Raw genomic sequence first — 20,868 nt, forward strand, 5'->3', positions numbered from 1 at the left:
TACGAGCCGCGTATGTCGATCACTCTGCCGGGACCGACGCTCGGCGTCGTCGGCGGCGGACAGCTGGGTCGGATGATTGGAGAGGCGGTCGCTCGGCTCGGCGTCGAGGTCGTCGTGTTGGACCCGACGCCTGACTGCCCGGCGGCCCCCGTGGTGAGCGACCAGATCGTCGGGGAGTTCGACGACCCCGACGCGGTCCACGAGCTGGCCAGCCGCGTGGACGCGCTGACCTTCGAGATCGAGCTGGCCGACCCGGACCTGCTCGCCGATGCGAGCGCGGAGCACGGCGTCCCGGTCCAGCCGGACCCCGCCACCCTCGAGACGATCCAGGACAAGCTGGTTCAGAAGGAGGCGCTCGCAGACGCCGGGATCCCCGTCCCGGAGTTCGTCGCGGTCGCGACCGCGGAGGGGCTCGAACGCGTCGTCGAGGAGTTCGGCGGCGTCATGCTGAAGGCCCGCGAAGGCGGCTACGACGGCCGGGGGAACGTCCCCGTCACGGACCCCGCGGACGCGGCCGCCGCGCTTGACGAGGTCGGCGGGAACGCGATGGCGGAGGAGCTCCTCGACTTCGAGCGCGAGATCGCCGTGATGGGCCTGAAGGGCGCCGACGGCGAGACGCGGACCTACCCCGTCACGGAGACGGTCCACCGCGAGGAGATCCTCCGCGAGAGCGTCGCGCCCGCTCGCGCCGACGACGTCGTCGTCGCGGAGGCGGAGTCGGTCGCCCGCGACGTCCTCGACTTCCTCGACGGTCGCGGGGTCTACGGGATCGAGCTGTTCGAGACCCGCGACGGCGAAGTCCTCGTCAACGAGATCGCGCCGCGCCCCCACAACTCCGGGCACTGGACGATCGAGGGCGCGCGGACCTCGCAGTTCGAGAACCACGTCCGGGCCGTGCTCGGGTGGCCGCTCGGTCCGACCGACCTCGTCGCCCCGGCGGTCACGGCGAACGTGCTCGGCGACGTGGACGAGACGCAACCCGCGACCCTCCGCGGCGTCGAGGACGTGCTCGCCGCGCCCGACGCAGCCCTCCACTGGTACGGGAAAGCCGACGCGCGCCCGCTCCGGAAGATGGGGCACCTGACGGCGACGGCCGCGGAAGGCGGTGACTCCGCCGCCGACCGCGACGCCCTGCTCTCTCGGGCGCGGGAGCTCCGTGACGGGCTGACGTTCCGGGACGCGTAGCCGCCGAACGACGGTACCCCGCTGCAGGCGTGTGTGATTACGATACGATCGACGGCAGCGACTACTTATAAATGAGCGCGTGGACACTCGGAGGACCCTCGCACCGAGGGCGACTGCGGCCTGATTATCATCCGTTCCGTCGCCGCATCCGGCACTTCCTTATCGGCCTCCGTCGAACGCACGCCCATGACCACGGTGCAGGACCTCATCGACCGGCTCGAAGCGGAAGCGAACGCCGACGCCGACCCGGAGACCACCCCGGACGTCGGGATCGTCATGGGGTCGGACTCGGACCTCCCCGTCATGGAGGGCGCGTACGAGGCGCTCGACGACCTCGGCTTCGCGGAGCAGACCGATTTCGACGAGGCGCCGGACGCCCGGTTCACCTACGAGAGCTACGTCGTCTCCGCGCACCGCACCCCGGAGCTCATGTACGCCTACGGGGAGACCGCCGCCGACCGCGGGCTCGACGTGGTGATCGCCGGCGCGGGCGGGAAGTCCGCCGACCTCCCGAACATGACCGCGTCGATCGCCTACCCGATCCCCGTCATCGGGGTGCCGGTCCAGGAGAAGTCCGTGGACTCCGTCATCGGGATGCCGACCGGAGCGCCGATCGTCGCGGTCGACGCCGGGAAGTCGTACAACGCCGCCCTGTCGGCCGCGCAGGTGCTCGCGCGCGAGCACGACGCCGTCGAAGACCGGCTGATCGAGCTCCACGACGAACAGAAGGCGGGCGTCGCGGAGGTCTCGACCGGCCTCCACGACCTCGGGATCGACGGGTTCCGCGCGCGGGACGGGGAGTAGCCGCCGACCGACCCGGGATACCGGCCGATAGAGAGCAGGCGGATCGCCCGTTCGGCCGTCTCGCGGTCGTCTGCGCCCTCCCTGGGGCGGTGTCCGAAAGACTCAACGCTTATGAGGGGCCGGTTCAAACCCCAGCACGTTACGGAGACCTATATGAGCGATTGGATAGCGATTGGCGCCTTGGCGGCCGTCGGCCTGCTCATCCCGATAGGGATGATGACAGTGTCGGCGTTGCTCCGCCCGAGCGTGCCTGAGACCGGTAAAAGCACCACCTATGAGTCCGGTGAGACCCCGACCGGCGGGACGAAGATCCGGTTCAACATCCAGTACTACATGGTCGCGCTGTTGTTCGTCGTGTTCGACATCGAGACCGTGTTGCTGTTCCCGTGGGCCGTCATCTACCGCCCGGCGATCCAGGCGGGCGTTCCGATGACCGCCCTGCTGTGGCCGATGTTGGCCTTCGTCGGGATCCTCGCGATCGGGCTCGTCTGGGCGTGGCGGTCGGGGGCGATCAGTTGGGCCCGCAGCCCCCGCGCGACCAAGAGAAAAACGGAGAGTGACCTCAACTAATGAGCAGCGATCAACCATTCATCACCGACGAATCGCAAGTCGTAACCGAGACCCGAGACGCCCGGATGACCGGGCAAGGGGACCGATTCAACTCGCGGCTTCGTGAGGCGTTCGGCTCCTCGCCGTTCATCCTCACCAAGTTCGACAAGTTCCTGAACTGGTGCCGCGGCTCCTCGATGTTCATGCTGCAGTTCGGTATCGCCTGTTGCAGTATCGAGATGATGCACACCTACGCGGTGAAACACGACCTCGACCGGTTCGGGAGCGGCGTCCCCCGCGCGTCACCGCGTCAGGCCGACGTGATGATCGTCCCTGGGACGATCGTGTCGAAGTTCGCGCCGCGGATGAAGCGCGTGTACGACCAGATGCCCGAACCGAAGTTCGTCGTCGGCATGGGCTCGTGTACCATCTCCGGCGGTCCGTTCCAAGAGGGGTACAACGTGATCAAGGGCGCCGAGGAGGTCATCCCGATCGACATCCACGTCCCCGGCTGTCCGCCCCGTCCCGAGGCGCTCGTCTACGGCGTCGTGAAGCTGCAGGAGCGCGTCGCCAACGGCGAGGCCTCGCCCGTGACGGTCAAGCCGTACGAGCTGGAGCAGTTCTCCGACCTCGAACGCGACGAACTCGTCGACAAGCTGGTCGACGAGATCGACGACGACGAACTCGTCATGCGGTACAACTTCGCTGATTCACCATGAGCCTCGAACGACCGGACGCCACCGACGACGCGGCGATCGAGCGGTCCCCCGACGAGCTGGAGGCCCTGTTGGGCGACCTCGTCGTCAAACGCGACGACCACCTGAACGCCCCCGGCTTCGTCATCCGCCCGGACACCGTCCAGGAGACGCTCTCGATCCTGAAAGAGCAGGCGGGGTACGACCACCTCTCGCTGGTCTCCGCACAGGAGTACGAGAGCCGCTACGAGTCGATATATCACCTGAAGAAGTTCGACGACCCGACCCAGGAGGTCAGCGTCGTCGTCCCCGCCGACAAGGACCGCCCCGTCTCGCAATCGGCCGAGCCCGTGTTCCGCACCGCCGACTGGCACGAGCGGGAGGCGTACGACCTGATCGGCATCGAGTACGACGACCACCCCGACCTGCGCCGGATCCTCCTGCCGGAGACGTGGCAGGGCCACCCCATGTCGATGGACTACGACATGGACCGGCCGCAGATCGCCACGCTGCCGGAGCACGCGAACCCCTTGCAGGAACACTACAAGGACTCCGAGTCCGACACGATGTTCCTCAACATCGGTCCGCACCACCCGGCGACCCACGGGGTCCTCCACCTGAAGACGGTCCTCGACGGCGAGCAGGTCGTCGACGTCGAACCCGACATCGGCTACCTCCACCGCTGTGAAGAGCAGATGGCCCAGTCGGGCACGTACCGCCACCAGATCATGCCGTATCCCGACCGCTGGGACTACATCTCGGCGGGGCTGCTCAACGAGTGGGCGTACGCCCGCGCGGCCGAGGACCTCGCCGACATCGAGGTGCCGGAGTACGCGCAGGTCATCCGGACGATGGGCGCCGAGATGTGCCGGATCGCCGCGCACATGCTCGCGCTCGCCACGTTCGCGCTCGACGTGAACGGCGACTTCACGGCGACGTTCATGTACGCCATCAACGACCGCGAGCGCGTCCAGGACCTGCTCGAGGACCTGACGGGCCAGCGGCTGATGTTCAACTACTTCCGGCTCGGCGGCGTCGTCTGGGACCTCCCCGAGCCCCGCGAGGAGTTCTTTTCGAAGACCCGCGACTTCCTCGACCAGCTGCCGGGGTCCGTCGAGGAGTACCACGACCTCGTCACCTCCAACGAGATCTTCCAGATGCGGACGATCGACACGGGGATCCTCCCGCCGGAGGTCGCCAAGAACTACGGCGCGACCGGCCCGGTCGCCCGCGGCTCGGGGGTCGACTACGACCTCCGCCGCGACGACCCGTACGGCTACTACGACGAGCTCGACTGGGACGTCGTCACCGAGGAGGGCTGCGACAACTTCAGCCGTCTGCTCGTGCGGATGCGCGAGGTCGAGGAGTCCGCGAAGATCATCGAGCAGTGCGTCGACTTACTCGAGGACTGGCCCGAGGACGAGCGCAACATTCAGGCGAACGTGCCCCGGACGCTCCGCCCGGACGACGACGCCGAGATCTACCGGGCCGTCGAGGGCGCGAAAGGCGAGCTCGGCATCTACATCCGCTCCGACGGCACCGACAAGCCGGCGCGGTTCAAGATCCGGTCGCCGTGCTTCTCGAACCTCCAGACGCTGCCTGAGATGGCCAACGGCGAGTACATCCCCGACGTCATCGCGGCGCTCGGGAGCCTCGACATCGTGCTCGGAGAGGTGGACCGCTGATGGGGACGGCACCCGCACAGCTGTTCCCCGAGTTCCTCGTGGAGACGTTCGGACTGCCGGGCGTGCTCGGCGAGGTCGTCGCCGCGCTGATCGCGGCGGCCGTCGTCGGGAACATCGTCCTCGCGTTCACCGGCGTCGCCGGCCCGTGGGCGAAACGGAAGATCACGGCGGCGTTCACCGACCGCATCGCAGTCAACCGGATCGGTCCGTTCGGGCTCCTGATCATCCCGGCGGCCGCCGTCCAGCTGCTCGCGAAGGAGCTCATCGTCCCCGAGGGCGTCGACCGCCCCACCTGGGACATCGCGCCGATCATCCTCCCGTCGTCGGCGCTGCTCGGCTTCTCCGTGATTCCGATGGGACGTCTCGGACCGATCAACTTCCAGCTCGCCGACCCCGAGGTCGGATTCGCGCTGGTGTTCGCGTTCGCCTCCATCGCCTCCGTGTCGCTGGTGATGGCCGGCTACGCGTCGAACAACAAGTACTCGCTGCTCGGCGGGCTCCGCGCGGTCGCGCAGAACCTCGCGTACGAGATCCCGCTCATCGTCACGGCGATGTCAGTCGTGATCTTCGCGGGGACGCTCCAGATGAGCGGCATCGTCGGCGCGCAGACGACGACGCTGGTGACGGTCGCCGGGATCGACATCCCGGCGTGGTTCGCGTTCGTGAACCCGTTCGCGTTCGTGCTGTTCCTCACGGCCAACATGGCCGAGATCGGACGCAATCCGTTCGACATCCCGGAGGCGCCGACGGAGATCGTCGCCGGTTACCAGACCGAGTACTCCTCCGCGTACTTCGTCCTCTTCTACCTCGGCGAGTTCGTGCACATCTTCCTCGGCGGGGCGATCCTCGCCGTGACGTTCCTCGGCGGCGCCTCCGGGCCGGGCCCGGAGAGCATCGGCTTCATCTGGTTCGTGGTGAAGATCTGGGGCTTCTTCCTGTTCACGCAGTGGGCCCGCTCCGCGCTGCCGCGCGTCCGCATCGACCAGCTGATCGAGATCGGCTGGAAGGGCATGCTGGTGCTGTCGTTCGCGAACCTGGTGCTCACGGCCGTAATCGTGGGGGTGATCGCGTAACATGATCGGACTCATGAAATCCATGGCGACGACGATGAAACACGCGCTGGACGGCAAGACGTTCACGGTGGAATACCCGGAGGACGCGCCCGAAGTGAGCCCCCGGTTCCGCGGGGTACACAAGTTCAGCCAGGAGCGGTGCATCTGGTGTCGACAGTGCGAGAACGTCTGTCCGAACGACACGATCCAGATCGTGCAGGACGACCAGCGCAACGGGGAGCAGTACAACCTCCACATCGGGCAGTGCATCTACTGCCGGCTCTGTGAGGAGGTCTGCCCAGTCGACGCCATCCTGTTGACCCAGAACTTCGAGTTTACCGCGGACACGAAGGACGACTTCGTGTTCAACAAAGAACAGCTCAAGAACGTCCCGTGGTACAAGGGAATCGACCCGCTGGAGTCTCGCAACCCCGACCGCGGCGCGTGGATCGGGGAGGGCGACGGCGAGATCGACTACCAGTAGCGGGCGCGTCTCGAAATCTTCAAAGGGGTTCTCATAGGAGACAAACACAATGGTTTATGCTACAATCGCGTTCGGGCTGTTCGCCGCGGTTACGCTGGCGTTCGGCCTCGGGGTCGTCCTGGCGCGCGACGTGTTCCACGCCGCGCTGCTTCTAGGCGGAGCCCTGACGAGCGTCGCAGTACACTACGTGATGTTACAGGCGGAGTTCATCGCCGCCATGCAGATCCTCGTCTACGTCGGCGGGGTTCTGATCTTAGTCACGTTCGGCGTGATGCTCACGCGATCGGACACGGAAACGGAGGTGAATAGCGCATGAGCGACGGAGACTCGGAGCGCCGCGGGCGCATCGTGCCGGCCGCGGCGGTCGGACTTCTCTTCGGGACGATGGCCTTGACGGCGCTGTCCGCAGACTTCGCGGTCGAAGGGGCCGGCTTCCCCGCCGACGCATCCGTCGTTCACAACATCGGGTACGCCCTGTTCAACCTCGGCGCGTACGACATCGCGACGATTCCCTCGGAGGGATTCCTCGCCGCGTTCCTGATCGCCGCCGTCGCCCTCGACGTCGCCGTCGACGGGGCGGTCTACCTGGCGAAACGCGAGGAGGACGGCACGATCATCGCCGCCGTGGGGCAGGCGTTCACCGACGGAGGTGAGCGGCAGTGACCGCCGTCGCCTCCTCGATCCCGCCGGAGTGGTACCTGCTGCTCGCGGCCGCCGTCTTCTGTATCGGCCTGTTCGGCGTGCTCACGCGGCGTGACGCGCTGTATTTCCTGATGAGCGTCGAGCTCATGATGAACGCGGCGAACATCAACTTCGTCGCGTTCGCGCTGTACTACGGCGACCTCACGGGACAGGTGTTCGCGCTGTTCGTCATCGCGCTCGCCGCCGCCGAGGTCGCGATCGGCATCGGCATCATCCTGGTCCTGTACCGCAACTTCGGGGTCACCGACGTGACCGTTCCAACGGAGATGAGGTGGTAACATGATAGACGTGTTCTCTTACGTTCCGGCGATCGTCCTCCTGCCGTTCTTCTCGTTCCTGATCGCGCTCGGCGCCGGTAAGTACCTCCCCAAGGGAGGCGCGTTCGGCGGAATCGCGGCGACGGCCGGCTCGTTCCTGCTCTCGCTGTGGGTGCTCGCGACGGTCGCGGGCGGCGGGGCGGCGAACCGCACCGTCTACACGTGGGCGAGCGCCGGCGGGATCGGACCGACGGACGTCGAGCTCTCGTTCGGCATCCTCGTCGACCCGCTGTCGGCGCTCATGCTCGTCATCGTGACGCTCGTCGCGCTGCTCGTGCACGTGTTCTCGCTCGGGTACATGAACGACGAGGGCGAGACGGGCCTCCCGCGGTACTACGCCGGGCTCGGCCTGTTCACGGCGTCGATGCTCGGGTTCGTCGTCGCCGACAACCTGCTGATGGCGTTCATGTTCTTCGAGCTGGTCGGGCTCTGCTCGTACCTGCTCATCGGGTTCCACTTCCGGGAGCCCGGACCGCCGTCGGCGGCGAAGAAGGCGTTCCTCGTCACCCGCTTCGGTGACTACTTCTTCCTGATCGGCGTCGTCGCCGTGCTCGCGACGTTCGGCACGGCGCAGTTCGGCGGACAGGAGTCGTTCCCGGCGCTCGCCGAGGCGGCGCTCGCCGGCGAGGGCTCGGTCGCGTGGACGCCCGGCGGACTCGAACTGCAGACGTGGTTCACCGTCCTCGGGCTGCTGGTCCTGGGCGGCGTCGTCGGGAAGTCGGCGCAGTTCCCGCTGCACACGTGGCTCCCCGACGCGATGGAGGGCCCGACGCCCGTCTCCGCGCTGATTCACGCCGCGACGATGGTCGCGGCCGGCGTCTACCTCGTCGCGCGGATGTACGGCTTCTACGCGCTGACGCCGACGACGCTCGCGGTGATCGCCTTCATCGGCGGGTTCACCGCGCTGTTCGCGGCGACGATGGGGCTCGTGAAGGACGAACTGAAGCAGGTGCTCGCGTACTCCACCATCTCGCAGTACGGGTACATGATGCTCGCGCTCGGCGCGGGCGGGTACGTGGCCGCGGTCTTCCACCTGACGACCCACGCGTTCTTCAAGGCGCTGCTCTTCCTCGGCGCGGGCGCGGTGATCATCGCGATGCACCACAACGAGAACATGTGGGACATGGGCGGGCTGAAATCGAAGATGCCCGTGACGTACTACACCTTCCTCGCCGGGTCGCTGGCGCTCGCGGGCATCTTCCCGTTCGCCGGCTTCTGGTCGAAAGACGAGGTCCTCTACGAGGCGCTCATCCACGCGCCCGGCGAGCCGCTGCTGTTCGGCGGCTACCTGATGGGGCTGCTCGCGGTCCCCGTCACCGCCTTCTACACGTTCCGGATGGTCTTCCTGACCTTCCACGGCGACCCGCGCAGCGACACCGCGCGCGACCCCGAACCCGTTCGCTGGAACGTGAAGGGGCCGCTGACCGTGCTGGGAACGCTCGCGGTCGTCACCGGCCTCATCAACATGGTGCCGGTCCAGAAGGTCCTCGGACTGGAGGGGATCGACGTGCTCCACCGCTGGCTCGACAACGAGTGGGGCGGCGTCGAGGGGCTCTCCTCGCACCACTACGGCGACATCGGACCGTACAGTAGCGAGTACATCGTCGGCGGCGAGGTCGCCACGGTGCTCGTCGGCGCGGCCGCCTCGCTCGGCTTAGCGCTGACCGGACTCCTCGTGGCGTGGCGGCTCTACAACGTTTCGTCGCCGACGGAGCACACGGCGAAGCTCGGCGGGATCAAAGACGTGCTGTACAACAACTACTATCTCGACGAACTGCAGGTATGGCTCGCGTATCGCACCGAGGACGTCGCCGGCGGCGCCGACACCTTCGATCAGGGGATCGTCGACGGCGTCGTCAACGGCGTCTCCTCGGTGAGTCTCATCGGCGGTGACCGGATCCGACAGGTCCAGAACGGCGTCGTCTCGCAGTACGCCGCGCTGCTCACGCTGGGGCTGGTCGCGCTGATTCTCGTGCTCGGTGTCTCCGGGGGGTGGTTCCTGTGATACTCGAAGCGCTCATCGCGGTCACGTTCGTGAGCGCGCTCGTCGTCCTGCTCTCGCCGAACGAGTGGGCGGGACGGCTCGCGTTCGCCCTGAGTCTGGTCCCGTTCGTCGGGTCGCTGTCCCTCTGGTCCGGCTTCGACGGCTCCGGGAACGCCCTCACGGGCGGCGAGATCGCGTATCAGACCCAGATCGAGTGGCTCGAAGTCGGCGGTCGCGCGGTCTCGTGGTTCGTCGGGCTGGACGGCATCAGCCTCCCCCTCGTCGTGCTGACGACGTTCCTCGTCCCGCTGGCGATCCTCAGCGCGTGGACACCGATCGACTCGCGCCAGAGCCAGTTCTACGGACTCATGCTGTTCATGGAGGCGAACCTCCTGGGCGTGTTCACGGCGCTGGACTTCTTCCTCTGGTTCGTCTTCTGGGAGGCCGTCCTCGTCCCGATGTACTTCCTCATCGGGGTCTGGGGCGGTCCCCGCCGGAAGTACGCCGCGATCAAGTTCTTCGTCTACACGAACGCGGCGTCGCTGCTGATGTTCATCGGGTTCATGTCGCTGACGTTCGCGCTCGGCGACTCCGTGACCTCGTTCGCGCTCCCGGAGATCACGGGCGCGATCGCCGACGGCGGCCTCGGGACCTGGTTCGGCATCTCGCCGGACCGGATCGCGATGGTCGCGTTCCTCGCGATGTTCGCCGGCTTCGCGGTGAAGGTCCCGATCGTGCCGGTGCACACGTGGCTGCCGGACGCCCACGTCGAGGCGCCGACTCCCGTGTCGGTGCTCCTGGCGGGCGTGCTCCTGAAGATGGGGACGTACGCGCTGCTCCGGTTCAACTTCACGATGCTCCCCGATCAGGCGTCCGCGCTCGCGATCCCGATCGCCGCGATCGCCGTCATCAGCGTCATCTACGGCGCGATGCTGGCGCTCGCACAGAAGGACCTCAAGCGCATCGTCGCGTACTCCTCCGTCTCGTCGATGGGGTACGTCATCCTCGGGCTCGTCGTGTTCACCGAGTACGGCGTCGGCGGCGCGACGTTCCAGATGGTCGCCCACGGCCTCATCTCGGGGCTGATGTTCATGGCGGTCGGCGTCGTCTACAACGCGACCCACACGCGGATGGTCGGCGACATGGCCGGGATGGCGGACCGGATGCCGGTCACGGTCGGCATCCTCGTCGCCGGCGCGTTCGGCTACATGGGGCTCCCGCTGATGGCCGGCTTCGCCGGCGAGTTCTTCATCTTCGTGGGATCGTTCTCCGCGCCGGCGCTCCCGTACGCGCCGGTGTTCACCGCGCTGGCGATGTTCGGAATCGTCATCGTCGCCGGCTACCTGCTGTCGGCGATGCAGAGCACGCTGTTCGGACCGTTCGAACTCGCGACCGACTACGAGGTGGGTCCCGCGCCGTTCCACGACGTCGCCCCGCTCGCGGTGCTGCTCGTGGCGATCATCGTGCTCGGCGTCGCGCCCGACCTCTTCTTCGAGATGATCCGTGACGCTGCTGTTCCCGTGGTTGAGGGGGTGACCGTCGATGGTTAACACGCTCCCCCCGGTGGCGGCGCTGCTGCCCGTGCTGCTGCTCGGGTTCACCGGGCTCGCGCTGCTGCTCGTCGACACGATCAGTCCCGACACGCGGTCGAACACCTCGATGGCGGTCGTGAGCGCGCTGGGTGCGCTGGCCTCGCTCGCCGCGACGGTCTGGTTCGTCGCGTCTGGTACCGGCGGCGCCGACACCGGCGGTGCGATCACGCTGTTGGCCGACGCGATCAAGGTGGACACGCTGGGGCTGTTCTTCATCGCCATCTTCGCGTCGGTGACGTCGCTCGTCGTCGTCGCGGCCCACGACTACTTCCACGATCACCCGAATCCGGCGACGTTCTACTCGCTGACGCTGTTCGCGGCGACCGGCATGTCGCTGCTCGCGGTCGCGAACTCGCTCGCGGTCGTGTTCGTCGCCCTGGAGATGGTGTCGCTGCCGTCGTACGTGCTCGTGGCGTTCCTCAAGAAGAACCGCGGGAGCGTCGAGGCGGGGATGAAGTACTTCCTCGTCGGGGCGCTCTCATCCGCGATCTTCCTGTTCGGCGTCTCGCTCGTGTACGCGGCGACGGGCTCGCTGATACTCGCCGACGTGGCCGAGGTCCTCGGCGACATCGCCGCGGGCACCGACGGGCTCGACAGCCGTAGCGGGATCGCCGGCCTCGGGATCGTGATGATCCTGGGCGGCGTCGCGTTCAAGACGGCCTCCGTCCCGTTCCACTTCTGGGCGCCGGAGGCGTACGAAGGCGCGCCCGCGCCCGTGAGCGCCTTCCTCTCGTCGGCGTCGAAGGCCGCCGGCTTCGTGATCGCGTTCCGCGTGTTCACGGAGGCGTTCCCGGTCGGCGCGTCGCTGTCGGCCGACATCAACTGGGTGCTCGCCTTCGGAATCTTAGCGGCCGTGACGATGACGCTGGGGAACTTCGCGGCGGCCGTCCAGGAGGAGGTCAAGCGGATGCTCGCGTACTCCTCGATCGGTCACGCCGGCTACGCGCTCATCGGCGTCGCCGCGCTCTCGGCTGACGGGGGCGGCAACGGCGCGGTGATGGGCGCGGCGATGGCGCACCTGCTCGTCTACGGCTTCATGAACACCGGCGCGTTCCTCTTCGTCGCGATGGCGGAGCGGTGGGGCGTCGGTCGGACCTTCGAGGACTACGCCGGGCTGGCCAAGCGCGCGCCCGTCGCCTCGACGGCGATGGCCGTGTTCATGTTCTCGCTGGCCGGACTCCCGCCGTTCGCGGGCTTCTTCTCGAAGTACTTCCTGTTCATGGGAGCCATCGACAACGGCTTCCTGTGGCTGGCGGCCATCGGCGCGATCAACAGCGTGATCTCGCTGTACTACTACAGCCGGGTCGTGAAGGCGCTGTTCATCGACGACCCCGCGTCGTCGACCGCGCTGGACGCGATCGACGTGCGGCCGACGGCGCTGTACGCCGCGGTCGTCTTCGCGGCGGTCGCCACGGTGCTGCTCCTGCCCGGCTTCGGCCCGGTCATCGAGACCGCCGAGGCGGCCGCGTCGGCGCTGTTCTGAGGCCGATCGAGCTTTCCTTTTTACTCGTCGACGGTCACTTCGATCGCGAGGTCACCGAACCGCACAACCGGTACCCGCAGGTATTACCGCGTGGGTCCCCTCACGTACGGTGTGAGTAGAACCCGAGCGTACCGCTGTCTGAACTGTCTCGAACACACCATCGACCGCGAGTTCGACACGTCTCACCTCTCGGTGACGTGTCCGAACTGCGGGTCGTTCGAGCGGTTCGTCAACGAGGCGGTGTTCCAGCAGTTCGAGGCGTTCGAGGCGTCGCCGCCGCCGGAGTTCGACTGGAATCGGTTGGACCGCACGGAGAAGCTCGTGGTCGCCGAGCGGCTCGTCCGCTCGACGAAGACGCTCGACGACTTCCGGGTGGTGGGCGGTGAGAGCACGGAAGGCGAGGATGAACCCGTCGAAACTGGCGGCGAAGCCGTCGAAGCTGACGACGAATCGGCCGAAACTGGCGGCGAAGCCGTCGAAGCTGACGACGAACCGATCGAAGCCGTCGCGGATGACCGTGAACTCCCGGAAGGCGACGACGAACCGGTCGACGGAGACGCGTCGGGCGAGGAGTCGACGAACGGGGTCGTCGCAAAGGGGACGGACGGGGAGACGGCGTAGCTCAGCGCGCGTATAGCTTCCCGCCGACGAGCGCCGCGAGACCGTCTCCGTCGTTGGGCGTGACGGCCACGTACGGTCGGTCGACCGGACCGAACACGTCGACGACGCGGCCCACCGTCGAGAGCGACTCGTCGACGACGGCCGCGCCGATCCGGGGCGGTTCGTCGCCGCGATCCCCGCGGGCGATGGCGAGCCCGCCGGCGGTGCGGACCACGGTACCGACGCGTCGCATCGTCACTCTCGCAGGATGCCGAGGTAGGCGGCGATCGCCTGCACCAGGTCGTTCTTCGCGGTGTCCTCCGTGCCCTGCACGACCACCGCGCCCCGGGGCTCGAACTCGCGGGAATACGTCTTGTCGCGTTCTATGACCACGTCGTATCCGACCTGCTGGACCGCCTTCGCGATCTCGTCGACGGTCGGATCGGCGATCGCGAGGTCCATCGGGACGCGACGGCCCTCCGAACGCGACCGCTCGGCGTCGAAGTACGCGGGATAGACGACGTTCTCGACCATATCGGAGAGCCGAGCGCCCGGCCTAAGGTCGTTTCGGACCCGGCCCGCGCCACCCCGGAACCCTTTTGGACGAACACGGGTCACGTTGCTGTAATGAGCGATCTCGAAGCGGAGTACCGTCTCGATTACTTCGAGGAGGAGGGGTTCGTCCGAAAGGAGTGTGCCTCCTGTGGCGCGCACTTCTGGACCCGGGACGTCGACCGCGAGCTCTGCGGGGAGCCGCCGTGTGAAGACTACAGCTTCATCGACGACCCGGGCTTTCCCGAGCCGTACTCGCTGTCGGAGATGCGAGAGGCGTTCCTCTCCTTCTTCGAGGAGCACGGCCACGAGCGGATCGACCCGTACCCGGTCGCGGCGAACCGCTGGCGCGACGACGTCCTGCTGACGCAGGCGTCGATCTACGACTTCCAGCCGCTCGTCACGTCCGGGCAGACGCCGCCGCCGGCGAACCCCCTCACCATCTCGCAGCCCTGTATCCGGATGCAGGACATCGACAACGTCGGCAAGACGGGCCGGCACACGATGGCGTTCGAGATGATGGCCCACCACGCGTTCAACACGCGCGATGACGCCGAGGAGGAGTACGCCTACGAGGGCGAGGTGTACTGGAAAGACGAGACGGTCCGGTACTGCGACGAACTGTTCGAGAGCCTCGGCGCCGATATCGAGGAGATCACCTACATCGAGGACCCGTGGGTCGGCGGCGGCAACGCCGGCCCGGCGATCGAGGTCATTTATAAGGGCGCCGAGCTGGCGACGCTCGTCTTCATGTGCATGGAGCAGGACCCCGACGGCGAGTACGAGATGAAGGACGGGAACACGTACTCGTTCATGGACACGTACATCGTCGACACCGGCTACGGGCTCGAACGGTGGACGTGGATGAGCCAGGGGACGGCGACCGTCTACGAGGCGGTCTACCCCGACGCGATCGACTTCCTGAAGGAGAACGCGGGGATCGACCACGACGAAGAGGAGCAGGCGCTCGTCCACCGCGCCGCGAAGCTCTCCGGCCGGCTCGACATCGACGACGTCGACGACGTGGAGGACGCGCGCGGCGAGATCGCCGACCGGCTCGACGTCGACGTCGACCGACTCCGTGAGCTCGTCGAGCCGCTCGAGGCGATCTACGCGATCGCCGACCACTCGCGGACGCTCGCGTACATGTTCGGCGACGGGATCGTCCCCTCGAACGTCGGGACGGGCTACCTCGCCCGGATGGTGCTCCGCCGGACGAAGCGGCTCGTCGACGAGGTCGACGTCGACGCCCCCCTCGACGAGCTCGTCGACATGCAGGCGGAGCGGCTCGGGTACGAGAACCGCGACACCATCCGCGAGATCGTCCGCACCGAGGAGCGGAAGTACCGACAGACCCTCGAACGCGGCTCTCGCAAGGTGGAGTCGCTCGCGGACGAGTACGCCGGCACCGACGAACCGATCCCGACCGAGACGCTCTTAGAGCTGTACGACTCCCACGGGATCCAGCCGGACATGGTGGCCGATATCGCCGAGGAGCGCGGCGCGACCGTCGACGTGCCGGACGACTTCTACGCGCTGGTCGCAGACCGGCACGAGGAGGCCGACGCCGAGGAGGGGGCCGACGACGTCGACGAACGGCTCGGCGACCTTCCCGAGACGGAGAAGCTGTACTACAACGACCAGGGCCGGACCGAGTTCGAGGCCGTCGTGCTCGACGTCTTCGAGCGCGAGGAGGGGTACGACGTCGTCTTGGACCAGACGATGTTCTACCCGGAGGGCGGCGGCCAGCCCGCCGACCGCGGCCAGCTCACCGTCGGCGAGGCGTCGGTCAACGTCGTCGACGTCCAGGAGTCAGACGGCGTCGTGCTCCACCGGACGGACGCCGATCCCGGCAAGGGCGAGTTCGTCACGGGACAGGTCGACGGCGACCGCCGCAACCGTCTCCGCGCGCACCACACGGCGACGCACCTGATCGGGCACGCCGCCCGCGAGGTGCTCGGCGACCACGTCCGACAGGCCGGCGCGCAGAAGGGGATCGACTCCTCGCGGCTCGACGTCCGCCACTACGAGCGGATCACCCGCGAGGAGGTCAAGCGCATCGAGCGCGTCGCCAACGAGCTCGTCCGCGACGACGTCCCGGTCCGCCAGGAGTGGCCCGACCGCAACGAGGCCGAGGCCGAGCACGGCTTCGACCTGTATCAGGGCGGGGTCCCGCCGGGAACGAACGTGCGGCTGATCCACGTCGGCGACGCCGACGTGCAGGCGTGTGCGGGCACGCACGTCGATCGGACCGGCCAGATCGGCGCCGTGAAGGTGCTGAAGACGGAGCCCGTTCAGGACGGCGTCGAGCGCCTCGTGTTCGCCGCGGGCGGCGCGGCGATCGAGGCGACCCAGCGCACGGAGGACGCGCTGTACGACGCCGCGGACGTGCTCGACGTCGACCCGCTCGACGTCCCCGAGACGGCGGAGCGGTTCTTCGAGGAGTGGAAGGCGCGGGGCAAGGAGATCGAGTCGCTGAAAGAGGAGCTCGCGGCCGCACGCGCCTCCGGCGGCGCCGACGTCGAGGAGGTCGACCTGGGCGGCACCGCGGCGGTGATTCAGCGGCTCGACGGCGACGCCGACGAACTGCGCGCGACGGCGAACGCCCACGTCGACGACGGGAAGGTCGCCGTCGTCGGCAGCGGCGCGGACGGCTCCGCGAGCTTCGTCGTCGGCGTCCCCGACGGCGTCGACGTGAACGCCGGACAGGTCGTCGCCGAGCTCGCCGGTCGCGTGGGCGGCGGCGGCGGCGGTCCGCCGGACTTCGCGCAGGGAGGCGGTCCCGACGTCGACGCCCTCGACGACGCGCTCGCGTCGGCGCCTGACGTGTTGCGCAGCCTGCAGGAGGCCTGATCTCGCGGGTTTCCCATGCCACACGCGAACAACGGCGGCGTCTCGATACGCTACGAGGTCGACGCACCGGACGCCGGCGACCCGGACGAGGCGGTCGTGTTCTGCGGCGACGTCGGGCTCGGCGCGTGGCAGTTCGGCTGGCAGCACGCCGCGCTCGCGGGCCCGCACACGGTGATCACGCCCGAGACGCGAGGCGTCGGTCGGTCCGACACGCCGCCCGGTCCGTACGCCGTCGAGGACCTCGCCGCCGACGTCGACGCGGTGTGCGCCGCGGAGGGGATCCGGAACGCCCACCTCGTCGGCTACGGGCTCGGCGGGATGGTCGCGCTCACGGCCGCCCTCGGCTCGGCGCGTCCGACGAGCCTGACGGTGGTCGGCACGGCTCCCTCGGGCGACGCCTACAAGCCGGACGGCGTGTGGGCCGACCCCACCGACCCCGCGGCGGTCACGGGCTCGCTCCACGGGCTGTGCTCCGTCGACTTTCGCGAGACGCACCCCGACGCGCTCTCTCGGATCGTGGAGTGGCGCCTCGCCGAGGACGCCGGTCGCGAGACGTTCGAAGCCCACCGCGCGGCCGTCGAGTCGTTCGACGTCACCGACAGCCTCTACGAGATCACGACGCCGACGCTCGTCGTTCACGGGACCGACGACACCGTCTGTCCGGTGCCCGCAGCGGAGACGCTCGCGGAGGGGCTCCCGCGCGGCGAACTGCACGCGGTCGAGGGCGCGCGCCACCTCGTCGGCGTCGAGGCGTCCGCCGCGGTCAACGACGCGCTGGTCGGGTGGCTCGCGGAGCACGGGGCCGACCCGCTCTCCGGGTAATCCGGTCGCGTCCCCGAGTAATTCGACCTTATCTCACGACGCCGGTAGCGTTTCCGTGCCGCAACCGTTTTGGCTTCGTCGGCCTCAGTAGGATCAATGACACGGCTTCGGTTCGCCCTGCTTAACGCCGCCCACGACGGCGCGAACACCCGGCGCAACTTCCGTCGGGAGCTCGACGCCGACCTCGTCGAGTTCGACGCCACCGACGGTCACCTTCCCGACCACACCGACTTCGACGGGGTCGTGGTCACCGGGTCTCGATCGTCCGTCTACTGGGACGAGGCGTGGATCCCCCCGCTGATCGACTACGTCGCTGAGGCGGCCGAGGCCGGCCTGCCGATCCTCGGGGTCTGTTACGGCCACCAGGTGCTCGCGGAGGCCCTCGGCGGGCGCGTGGCCGGAATGGACAGCTTCGAGATCGGGTACAACGCCGTGCGTCGTCGCGGTGACGACGAGCTGTTCGACGGGATCGACGAGGAGTTCACCGCGTTCACGACGCACGGGGACACGGTTGTCGAGCTCCCGCCGACCGCGACGCTCCTCGCCGAGAACGATCACGGCGTCCACGCGTTCCGCGACGGCCACTGCTGGGGCGTGCAGTTCCACCCGGAGTACGACCTCGACACCGCACGGGAGGTCGCCGATGGAAAGCGCCGGCGGATCGGCGACGCGCGGGTGGACGCCGCCCTCCGTGAGATCACTCCGGAGGCACATGACGCTGCCTGCGAAGTGAAGGGACTGTTCGACAACTTCACCGAGTACGCCCGTCGGCTGCGAGCGGACCGCGAGCCGCCGGCGGCCGCCGACGACTGACCGGACGTGAGCCGAACGGTCGTCGCGGCTCCTGACTCTCGCCGACAGCTACTTTTCTCGCCGGCGTCTCCGTTCTCGTAATGATCGTTCGGAGGGCGAGCGAACTGCTGGACCGAGTCAGGTCGGAGCTCCACCGCTCGTTCACGGACGAGTTCTCCCCCCGGGAGACCGCCGGGAGCTTCTCGCTCGGCGTGTTCATCACGATGCTGCCGACGCTCGGGACGGGGCTGCTCGCGTTCGTCGTGCTCGCGTGGGCGTTCGACCGGATCAACCGGATCGCGATGTTCGCGTCCGTGATCGTGTTCAATCCGGTCGTGAAGTGGGGCGTGTACGGCAGCAGCTTCACGCTCGGGACGATGTTACTCGGGCCCGTTCCCGGCGTGTCTCCCTCGACCGTGTCGTTGTCGGCGGGGCCGGCGATCGTCACGCGGCTCGTCATCGGGAACCTGATACTCGCGGTCGTCGCCGCCGCGGCCAGCTACGTCGCGGCCCACCGGATCGTCATCGCGTACGAGCGACGGCAGTTCGGCGTCGTCGACGCCGTCACCGACGTCGTCAAGGCGGACGGCGATGGATCGGCTCCGTCCGACGCCGAGGAGATATCGGCTCCGTCCGACGCCGACGGGGGCTCACGCGCGCCCGACGTCGGTAACCAGCACACCGATGTGGGCGAGGGGGACGACTCGGTCCACGAGCGGGTCGAGTGACGGTCACGGACGGACGCCGCTCCGGTCGAACACCCTTATACAGTTCCCGCCCGGACTCTGCGTATGAACGTAGTACCGGACACCAGTGCGGTCATCGATGGCCGCGTGTCCGAACACGTCGCGGACGGGACCTACGAGGGGGCGACCGTGCTCGTCCCCGAGGCCGTCGTCGGCGAACTGGAGTCGCAGGCGAACGACGGGTTGGAGTCCGGGTGGGACGGACTGAGCGAGCTCAAGCGCCTCGCCGACCTCGCGGACGAGGGGACGATAGAGCTGCGCTACGTCGGCGAGCGGCCCGGCGGTGACGCGCGCTCGCGCGCCCACGAGGGCGACATCGACGCGCTGATACGCGAGATCGCCGGCGATCACGACGCGACTCTCCTCTCCAGCGACATCGTGCAGGCGGAGGTCGCCCGCGCGAAGGGGATCGACGTCGAGTACGTCGAACCGGTCGCCCGCGGCGTCGTCGACGAGCTCCCCATCCAGGAGTTCTTCACCGATGAGACGATGTCGGTCCACCTCAAGACGGGGACGAAGCCGAAGGCGAAACGCGGGAGCCTCGGCGAGATGCGGTACGTCGCCATCGACGAGGAGCCGACGAGCGAGGCGCAGATGGACGAGTGGGCGACCGCCATCGTGGACCTGGCGCGCCAGTCGAAAGACGGGTTCATCGAGCTCTCCGACGACGGCATGGACATCGTCCAGTTCCGGAACTACCGGATCGCCGTCGCGCGACCGCCCTTCGCGGACGGGATCGAGATTACGGCGGTCCGGCCGATCGCGAAGACGACGCTCGACGACTACGAGTTCGCCGACGAGCTCCGCGAGCGGTTCAAAGAGCGGAAGCGCGGGGTGCTCATCTCCGGGTCCCCCGGCGCCGGGAAGTCGACGTTCGCGCAGGCGGTCGCGGAGTTCCTCAACGACAACGACTACGCCGTGAAGACGATGGAGAAGCCGCGCGACCTCCAGGTCGGCCCCGAGATCACCCAGTACGGCGCGCTCGGCGGCGAGATGGAGAGGACGGCCGACTCCCTCCTCCTGGTCCGACCCGACTACACCATCTACGACGAGGTGCGGAAGACGAACGACTTCGAGGTGTTCTCGGACATGCGGATGGCCGGCGTCGGCATGGTCGGCGTCGTCCACGCCTCCCGCGCCATCGACGCGCTCCAGCGGCTCGTCGGCCGCGTCGAGCTCGGGATGATCCCCCAGATCGTCGACACCGTGGTGTACATCGAGGCCGGCGAGGTCCACACCGTCTACGACGTGACCACGGAGGTGAAGGTGCCCGCCGGCCTCACCGCCGAGGACCTCGCGCGGCCGGTCATCCAAGTGTCCGACTTCGAGACCGGTCGCCCGGAGTACGAGATATACACGTTCAACCGGCAGGTCGTCACGGTTCCCCTGAACGACGAGGACGGGCGGGGCGAGAGCGAGACGGGCGTCGGTCGCATCGCCAAACAGGAGATCGAACGCGAGATCCGGTCGGTGGCCCACGGCCACGTTGACGTCGAATTAAAGGGCAACGACGAGGCGATCGTGTACGTCTCCGAGGGCGACATCGGGACCGTGATCGGCAAGGGCGGCGGTCGCATCGCCGACATCGAGAACCGGCTCGGTATCGAGATCGACGTTCGGACCCACGGCGAGAAGCCGAACGACTCCGCCGACTCCGGCGCGAACGCAGCGGCTGGCGGACAGGTCGGCGAGGAGCGCGGCACCGTCGTCCAACCGGAGATCACCTCTCGTCACGTCGTGATCGACGTTGACGGCGGCGTCGGCGAGACGGTGGAGGTGCGCGCGGACGGCGAGTACCTGTTCACCGCCACCGTCGGCCGCGGCGGCGAAGTGCAGGTGTCCCGTGGTTCCGCTATCGCGGAGGAGCTGGAGGACGCCATCGACCGCAAGCGGACCGTGACGGTCGTCCCGGCGCGCTGACGCGCCCTCTCCGCCCGCCGCCGTCGTCGTTCGACTCCACGGCATTCGTCG

The 20,868-nt window shown here is 68.1% G+C and carries 21 protein-coding genes; 19 read left to right on the forward strand and 2 right to left on the reverse strand.

The window, feature by feature from the left end; genetic code table 11:
• The first annotated feature begins 12 nt into the window (after positions 1–12).
• From R6U01_RS04260 to R6U01_RS04325, 14 genes are all read left to right on the forward strand, one after another.
• Complete coding sequence (locus R6U01_RS04260; RefSeq protein ID WP_410285216.1) at positions 13–1,185, forward strand: 5-(carboxyamino)imidazole ribonucleotide synthase; 1,173 nt, start codon at positions 13–15, stop codon at positions 1,183–1,185.
• A 186-nt stretch (positions 1,186–1,371) separates the two neighbouring features.
• Positions 1,372–1,989 carry a 5-(carboxyamino)imidazole ribonucleotide mutase gene (purE, locus tag R6U01_RS04265; protein WP_410285217.1) on the forward strand — a complete coding sequence of 206 codons (618 nt, stop codon included), beginning with the start codon at positions 1,372–1,374 and terminating at the stop codon, positions 1,987–1,989.
• A gap of 153 nt (positions 1,990–2,142) precedes the next feature.
• Positions 2,143–2,559 carry an NADH-quinone oxidoreductase subunit A gene (locus R6U01_RS04270; protein WP_410285218.1) on the forward strand — a complete coding sequence of 139 codons (417 nt, stop codon included), beginning with the start codon at positions 2,143–2,145 and terminating at the stop codon, positions 2,557–2,559.
• A complete protein-coding gene (locus tag R6U01_RS04275) occupies positions 2,559–3,257 on the forward strand; it encodes an NADH-quinone oxidoreductase subunit B (protein ID WP_410285219.1) in 699 nt (232 codons plus the stop codon). Before R6U01_RS04270 ends, R6U01_RS04275 begins: the two co-directional genes overlap by 1 nt.
• Positions 3,254–4,918 carry an NADH-quinone oxidoreductase subunit D gene (locus R6U01_RS04280; protein WP_410285220.1) on the forward strand — a complete coding sequence of 555 codons (1,665 nt, stop codon included), beginning with the start codon at positions 3,254–3,256 and terminating at the stop codon, positions 4,916–4,918. Before R6U01_RS04275 ends, R6U01_RS04280 begins: the two co-directional genes overlap by 4 nt.
• Positions 4,918–5,991, forward strand: a complete 1,074-nt coding sequence (locus tag R6U01_RS04285; RefSeq protein WP_410285221.1) for a complex I subunit 1/NuoH family protein — start codon at positions 4,918–4,920, stop codon at positions 5,989–5,991. Before R6U01_RS04280 ends, R6U01_RS04285 begins: the two co-directional genes overlap by 1 nt.
• Before the next feature lies 1 nt (position 5,992).
• The gene (locus R6U01_RS04290) at positions 5,993–6,454 is read left to right on the forward strand and encodes a NuoI/complex I 23 kDa subunit family protein (RefSeq protein ID WP_410285222.1); all 462 of its coding nucleotides are present in this window, start codon (positions 5,993–5,995) and stop codon (positions 6,452–6,454) included.
• Positions 6,455–6,503: 49 nt separating this feature from the next.
• The gene (locus tag R6U01_RS04295; protein WP_123114309.1) at positions 6,504–6,770 is read left to right on the forward strand and encodes an NADH-quinone oxidoreductase subunit J; all 267 of its coding nucleotides are present in this window, start codon (positions 6,504–6,506) and stop codon (positions 6,768–6,770) included.
• Complete coding sequence (locus tag R6U01_RS04300) at positions 6,767–7,117, forward strand: hypothetical protein (RefSeq protein WP_410285223.1); 351 nt, start codon at positions 6,767–6,769, stop codon at positions 7,115–7,117. Before R6U01_RS04295 ends, R6U01_RS04300 begins: the two co-directional genes overlap by 4 nt.
• On the forward strand, positions 7,114–7,434 hold the full coding sequence (gene nuoK / locus R6U01_RS04305; protein WP_008004452.1) for an NADH-quinone oxidoreductase subunit NuoK: 321 nt from the start codon (positions 7,114–7,116) through the stop codon (positions 7,432–7,434). The genes R6U01_RS04300 and nuoK overlap by 4 nt, the downstream gene beginning before the upstream one ends.
• Position 7,435: 1 nt before the next feature.
• Positions 7,436–9,478 (forward strand): NADH-quinone oxidoreductase subunit L, encoded by a 2,043-nt coding sequence (gene nuoL / locus R6U01_RS04310; protein WP_410285224.1) that lies wholly within the window; start codon positions 7,436–7,438, stop codon positions 9,476–9,478.
• Positions 9,475–11,007 (forward strand): NuoM family protein, encoded by a 1,533-nt coding sequence (locus R6U01_RS04315; protein WP_410285225.1) that lies wholly within the window; start codon positions 9,475–9,477, stop codon positions 11,005–11,007. Before nuoL ends, R6U01_RS04315 begins: the two co-directional genes overlap by 4 nt.
• Positions 11,000–12,532, forward strand: a complete 1,533-nt coding sequence (locus R6U01_RS04320; protein ID WP_410285226.1) for an NADH-quinone oxidoreductase subunit N — start codon at positions 11,000–11,002, stop codon at positions 12,530–12,532. The genes R6U01_RS04315 and R6U01_RS04320 overlap by 8 nt, the downstream gene beginning before the upstream one ends.
• 111 nt (positions 12,533–12,643) lie before the next feature.
• The gene (locus R6U01_RS04325) at positions 12,644–13,153 is read left to right on the forward strand and encodes a hypothetical protein (protein ID WP_410285227.1); all 510 of its coding nucleotides are present in this window, start codon (positions 12,644–12,646) and stop codon (positions 13,151–13,153) included.
• A 1-nt stretch (position 13,154) separates the two neighbouring features.
• Here R6U01_RS04325 and R6U01_RS04330 read toward each other — a convergent pair whose 3' ends face one another.
• On the reverse strand, positions 13,155–13,385 hold the full coding sequence (locus tag R6U01_RS04330; protein ID WP_410285228.1) for an H/ACA ribonucleoprotein complex subunit GAR1: 231 nt from the start codon (positions 13,383–13,385) through the stop codon (positions 13,155–13,157).
• 2 nt (positions 13,386–13,387) lie between these two features.
• On the reverse strand, positions 13,388–13,666 hold the full coding sequence (gene srp19 / locus R6U01_RS04335; protein WP_410285229.1) for a signal recognition particle subunit SRP19: 279 nt from the start codon (positions 13,664–13,666) through the stop codon (positions 13,388–13,390).
• Positions 13,667–13,759: 93 nt separating this feature from the next.
• Here srp19 and alaS point away from each other — a divergent pair, with 93 nt between their 5' ends.
• The 5 genes from alaS (at position 13,760) to R6U01_RS04360 (ending at position 20,817) form a co-directional block, all read left to right on the forward strand.
• Entirely contained in the window at positions 13,760–16,537 is a 2,778-nt protein-coding gene (gene alaS / locus R6U01_RS04340; RefSeq protein ID WP_410285230.1) for an alanine--tRNA ligase, read from the forward strand.
• Between the two features lie 15 nt (positions 16,538–16,552).
• Positions 16,553–17,359, forward strand: a complete 807-nt coding sequence (locus R6U01_RS04345) for an alpha/beta fold hydrolase (RefSeq protein WP_410285231.1) — start codon at positions 16,553–16,555, stop codon at positions 17,357–17,359.
• A gap of 96 nt (positions 17,360–17,455) precedes the next feature.
• The gene (locus R6U01_RS04350) at positions 17,456–18,172 is read left to right on the forward strand and encodes a type 1 glutamine amidotransferase (RefSeq protein WP_410285232.1); all 717 of its coding nucleotides are present in this window, start codon (positions 17,456–17,458) and stop codon (positions 18,170–18,172) included.
• An 80-nt stretch (positions 18,173–18,252) separates the two neighbouring features.
• The gene (locus R6U01_RS04355) at positions 18,253–18,879 is read left to right on the forward strand and encodes a DUF2062 domain-containing protein (RefSeq protein WP_410285233.1); all 627 of its coding nucleotides are present in this window, start codon (positions 18,253–18,255) and stop codon (positions 18,877–18,879) included.
• Between the two features lie 63 nt (positions 18,880–18,942).
• On the forward strand, positions 18,943–20,817 hold the full coding sequence (locus R6U01_RS04360; RefSeq protein WP_410285234.1) for a PINc/VapC family ATPase: 1,875 nt from the start codon (positions 18,943–18,945) through the stop codon (positions 20,815–20,817).
• Positions 20,818–20,868: the final 51 nt, after the last annotated feature.

Source organism: Halorubrum sp. (assembly GCF_046498025.1).
Lineage (GTDB): Archaea > Halobacteriota > Halobacteria > Halobacteriales > Haloferacaceae > Halorubrum.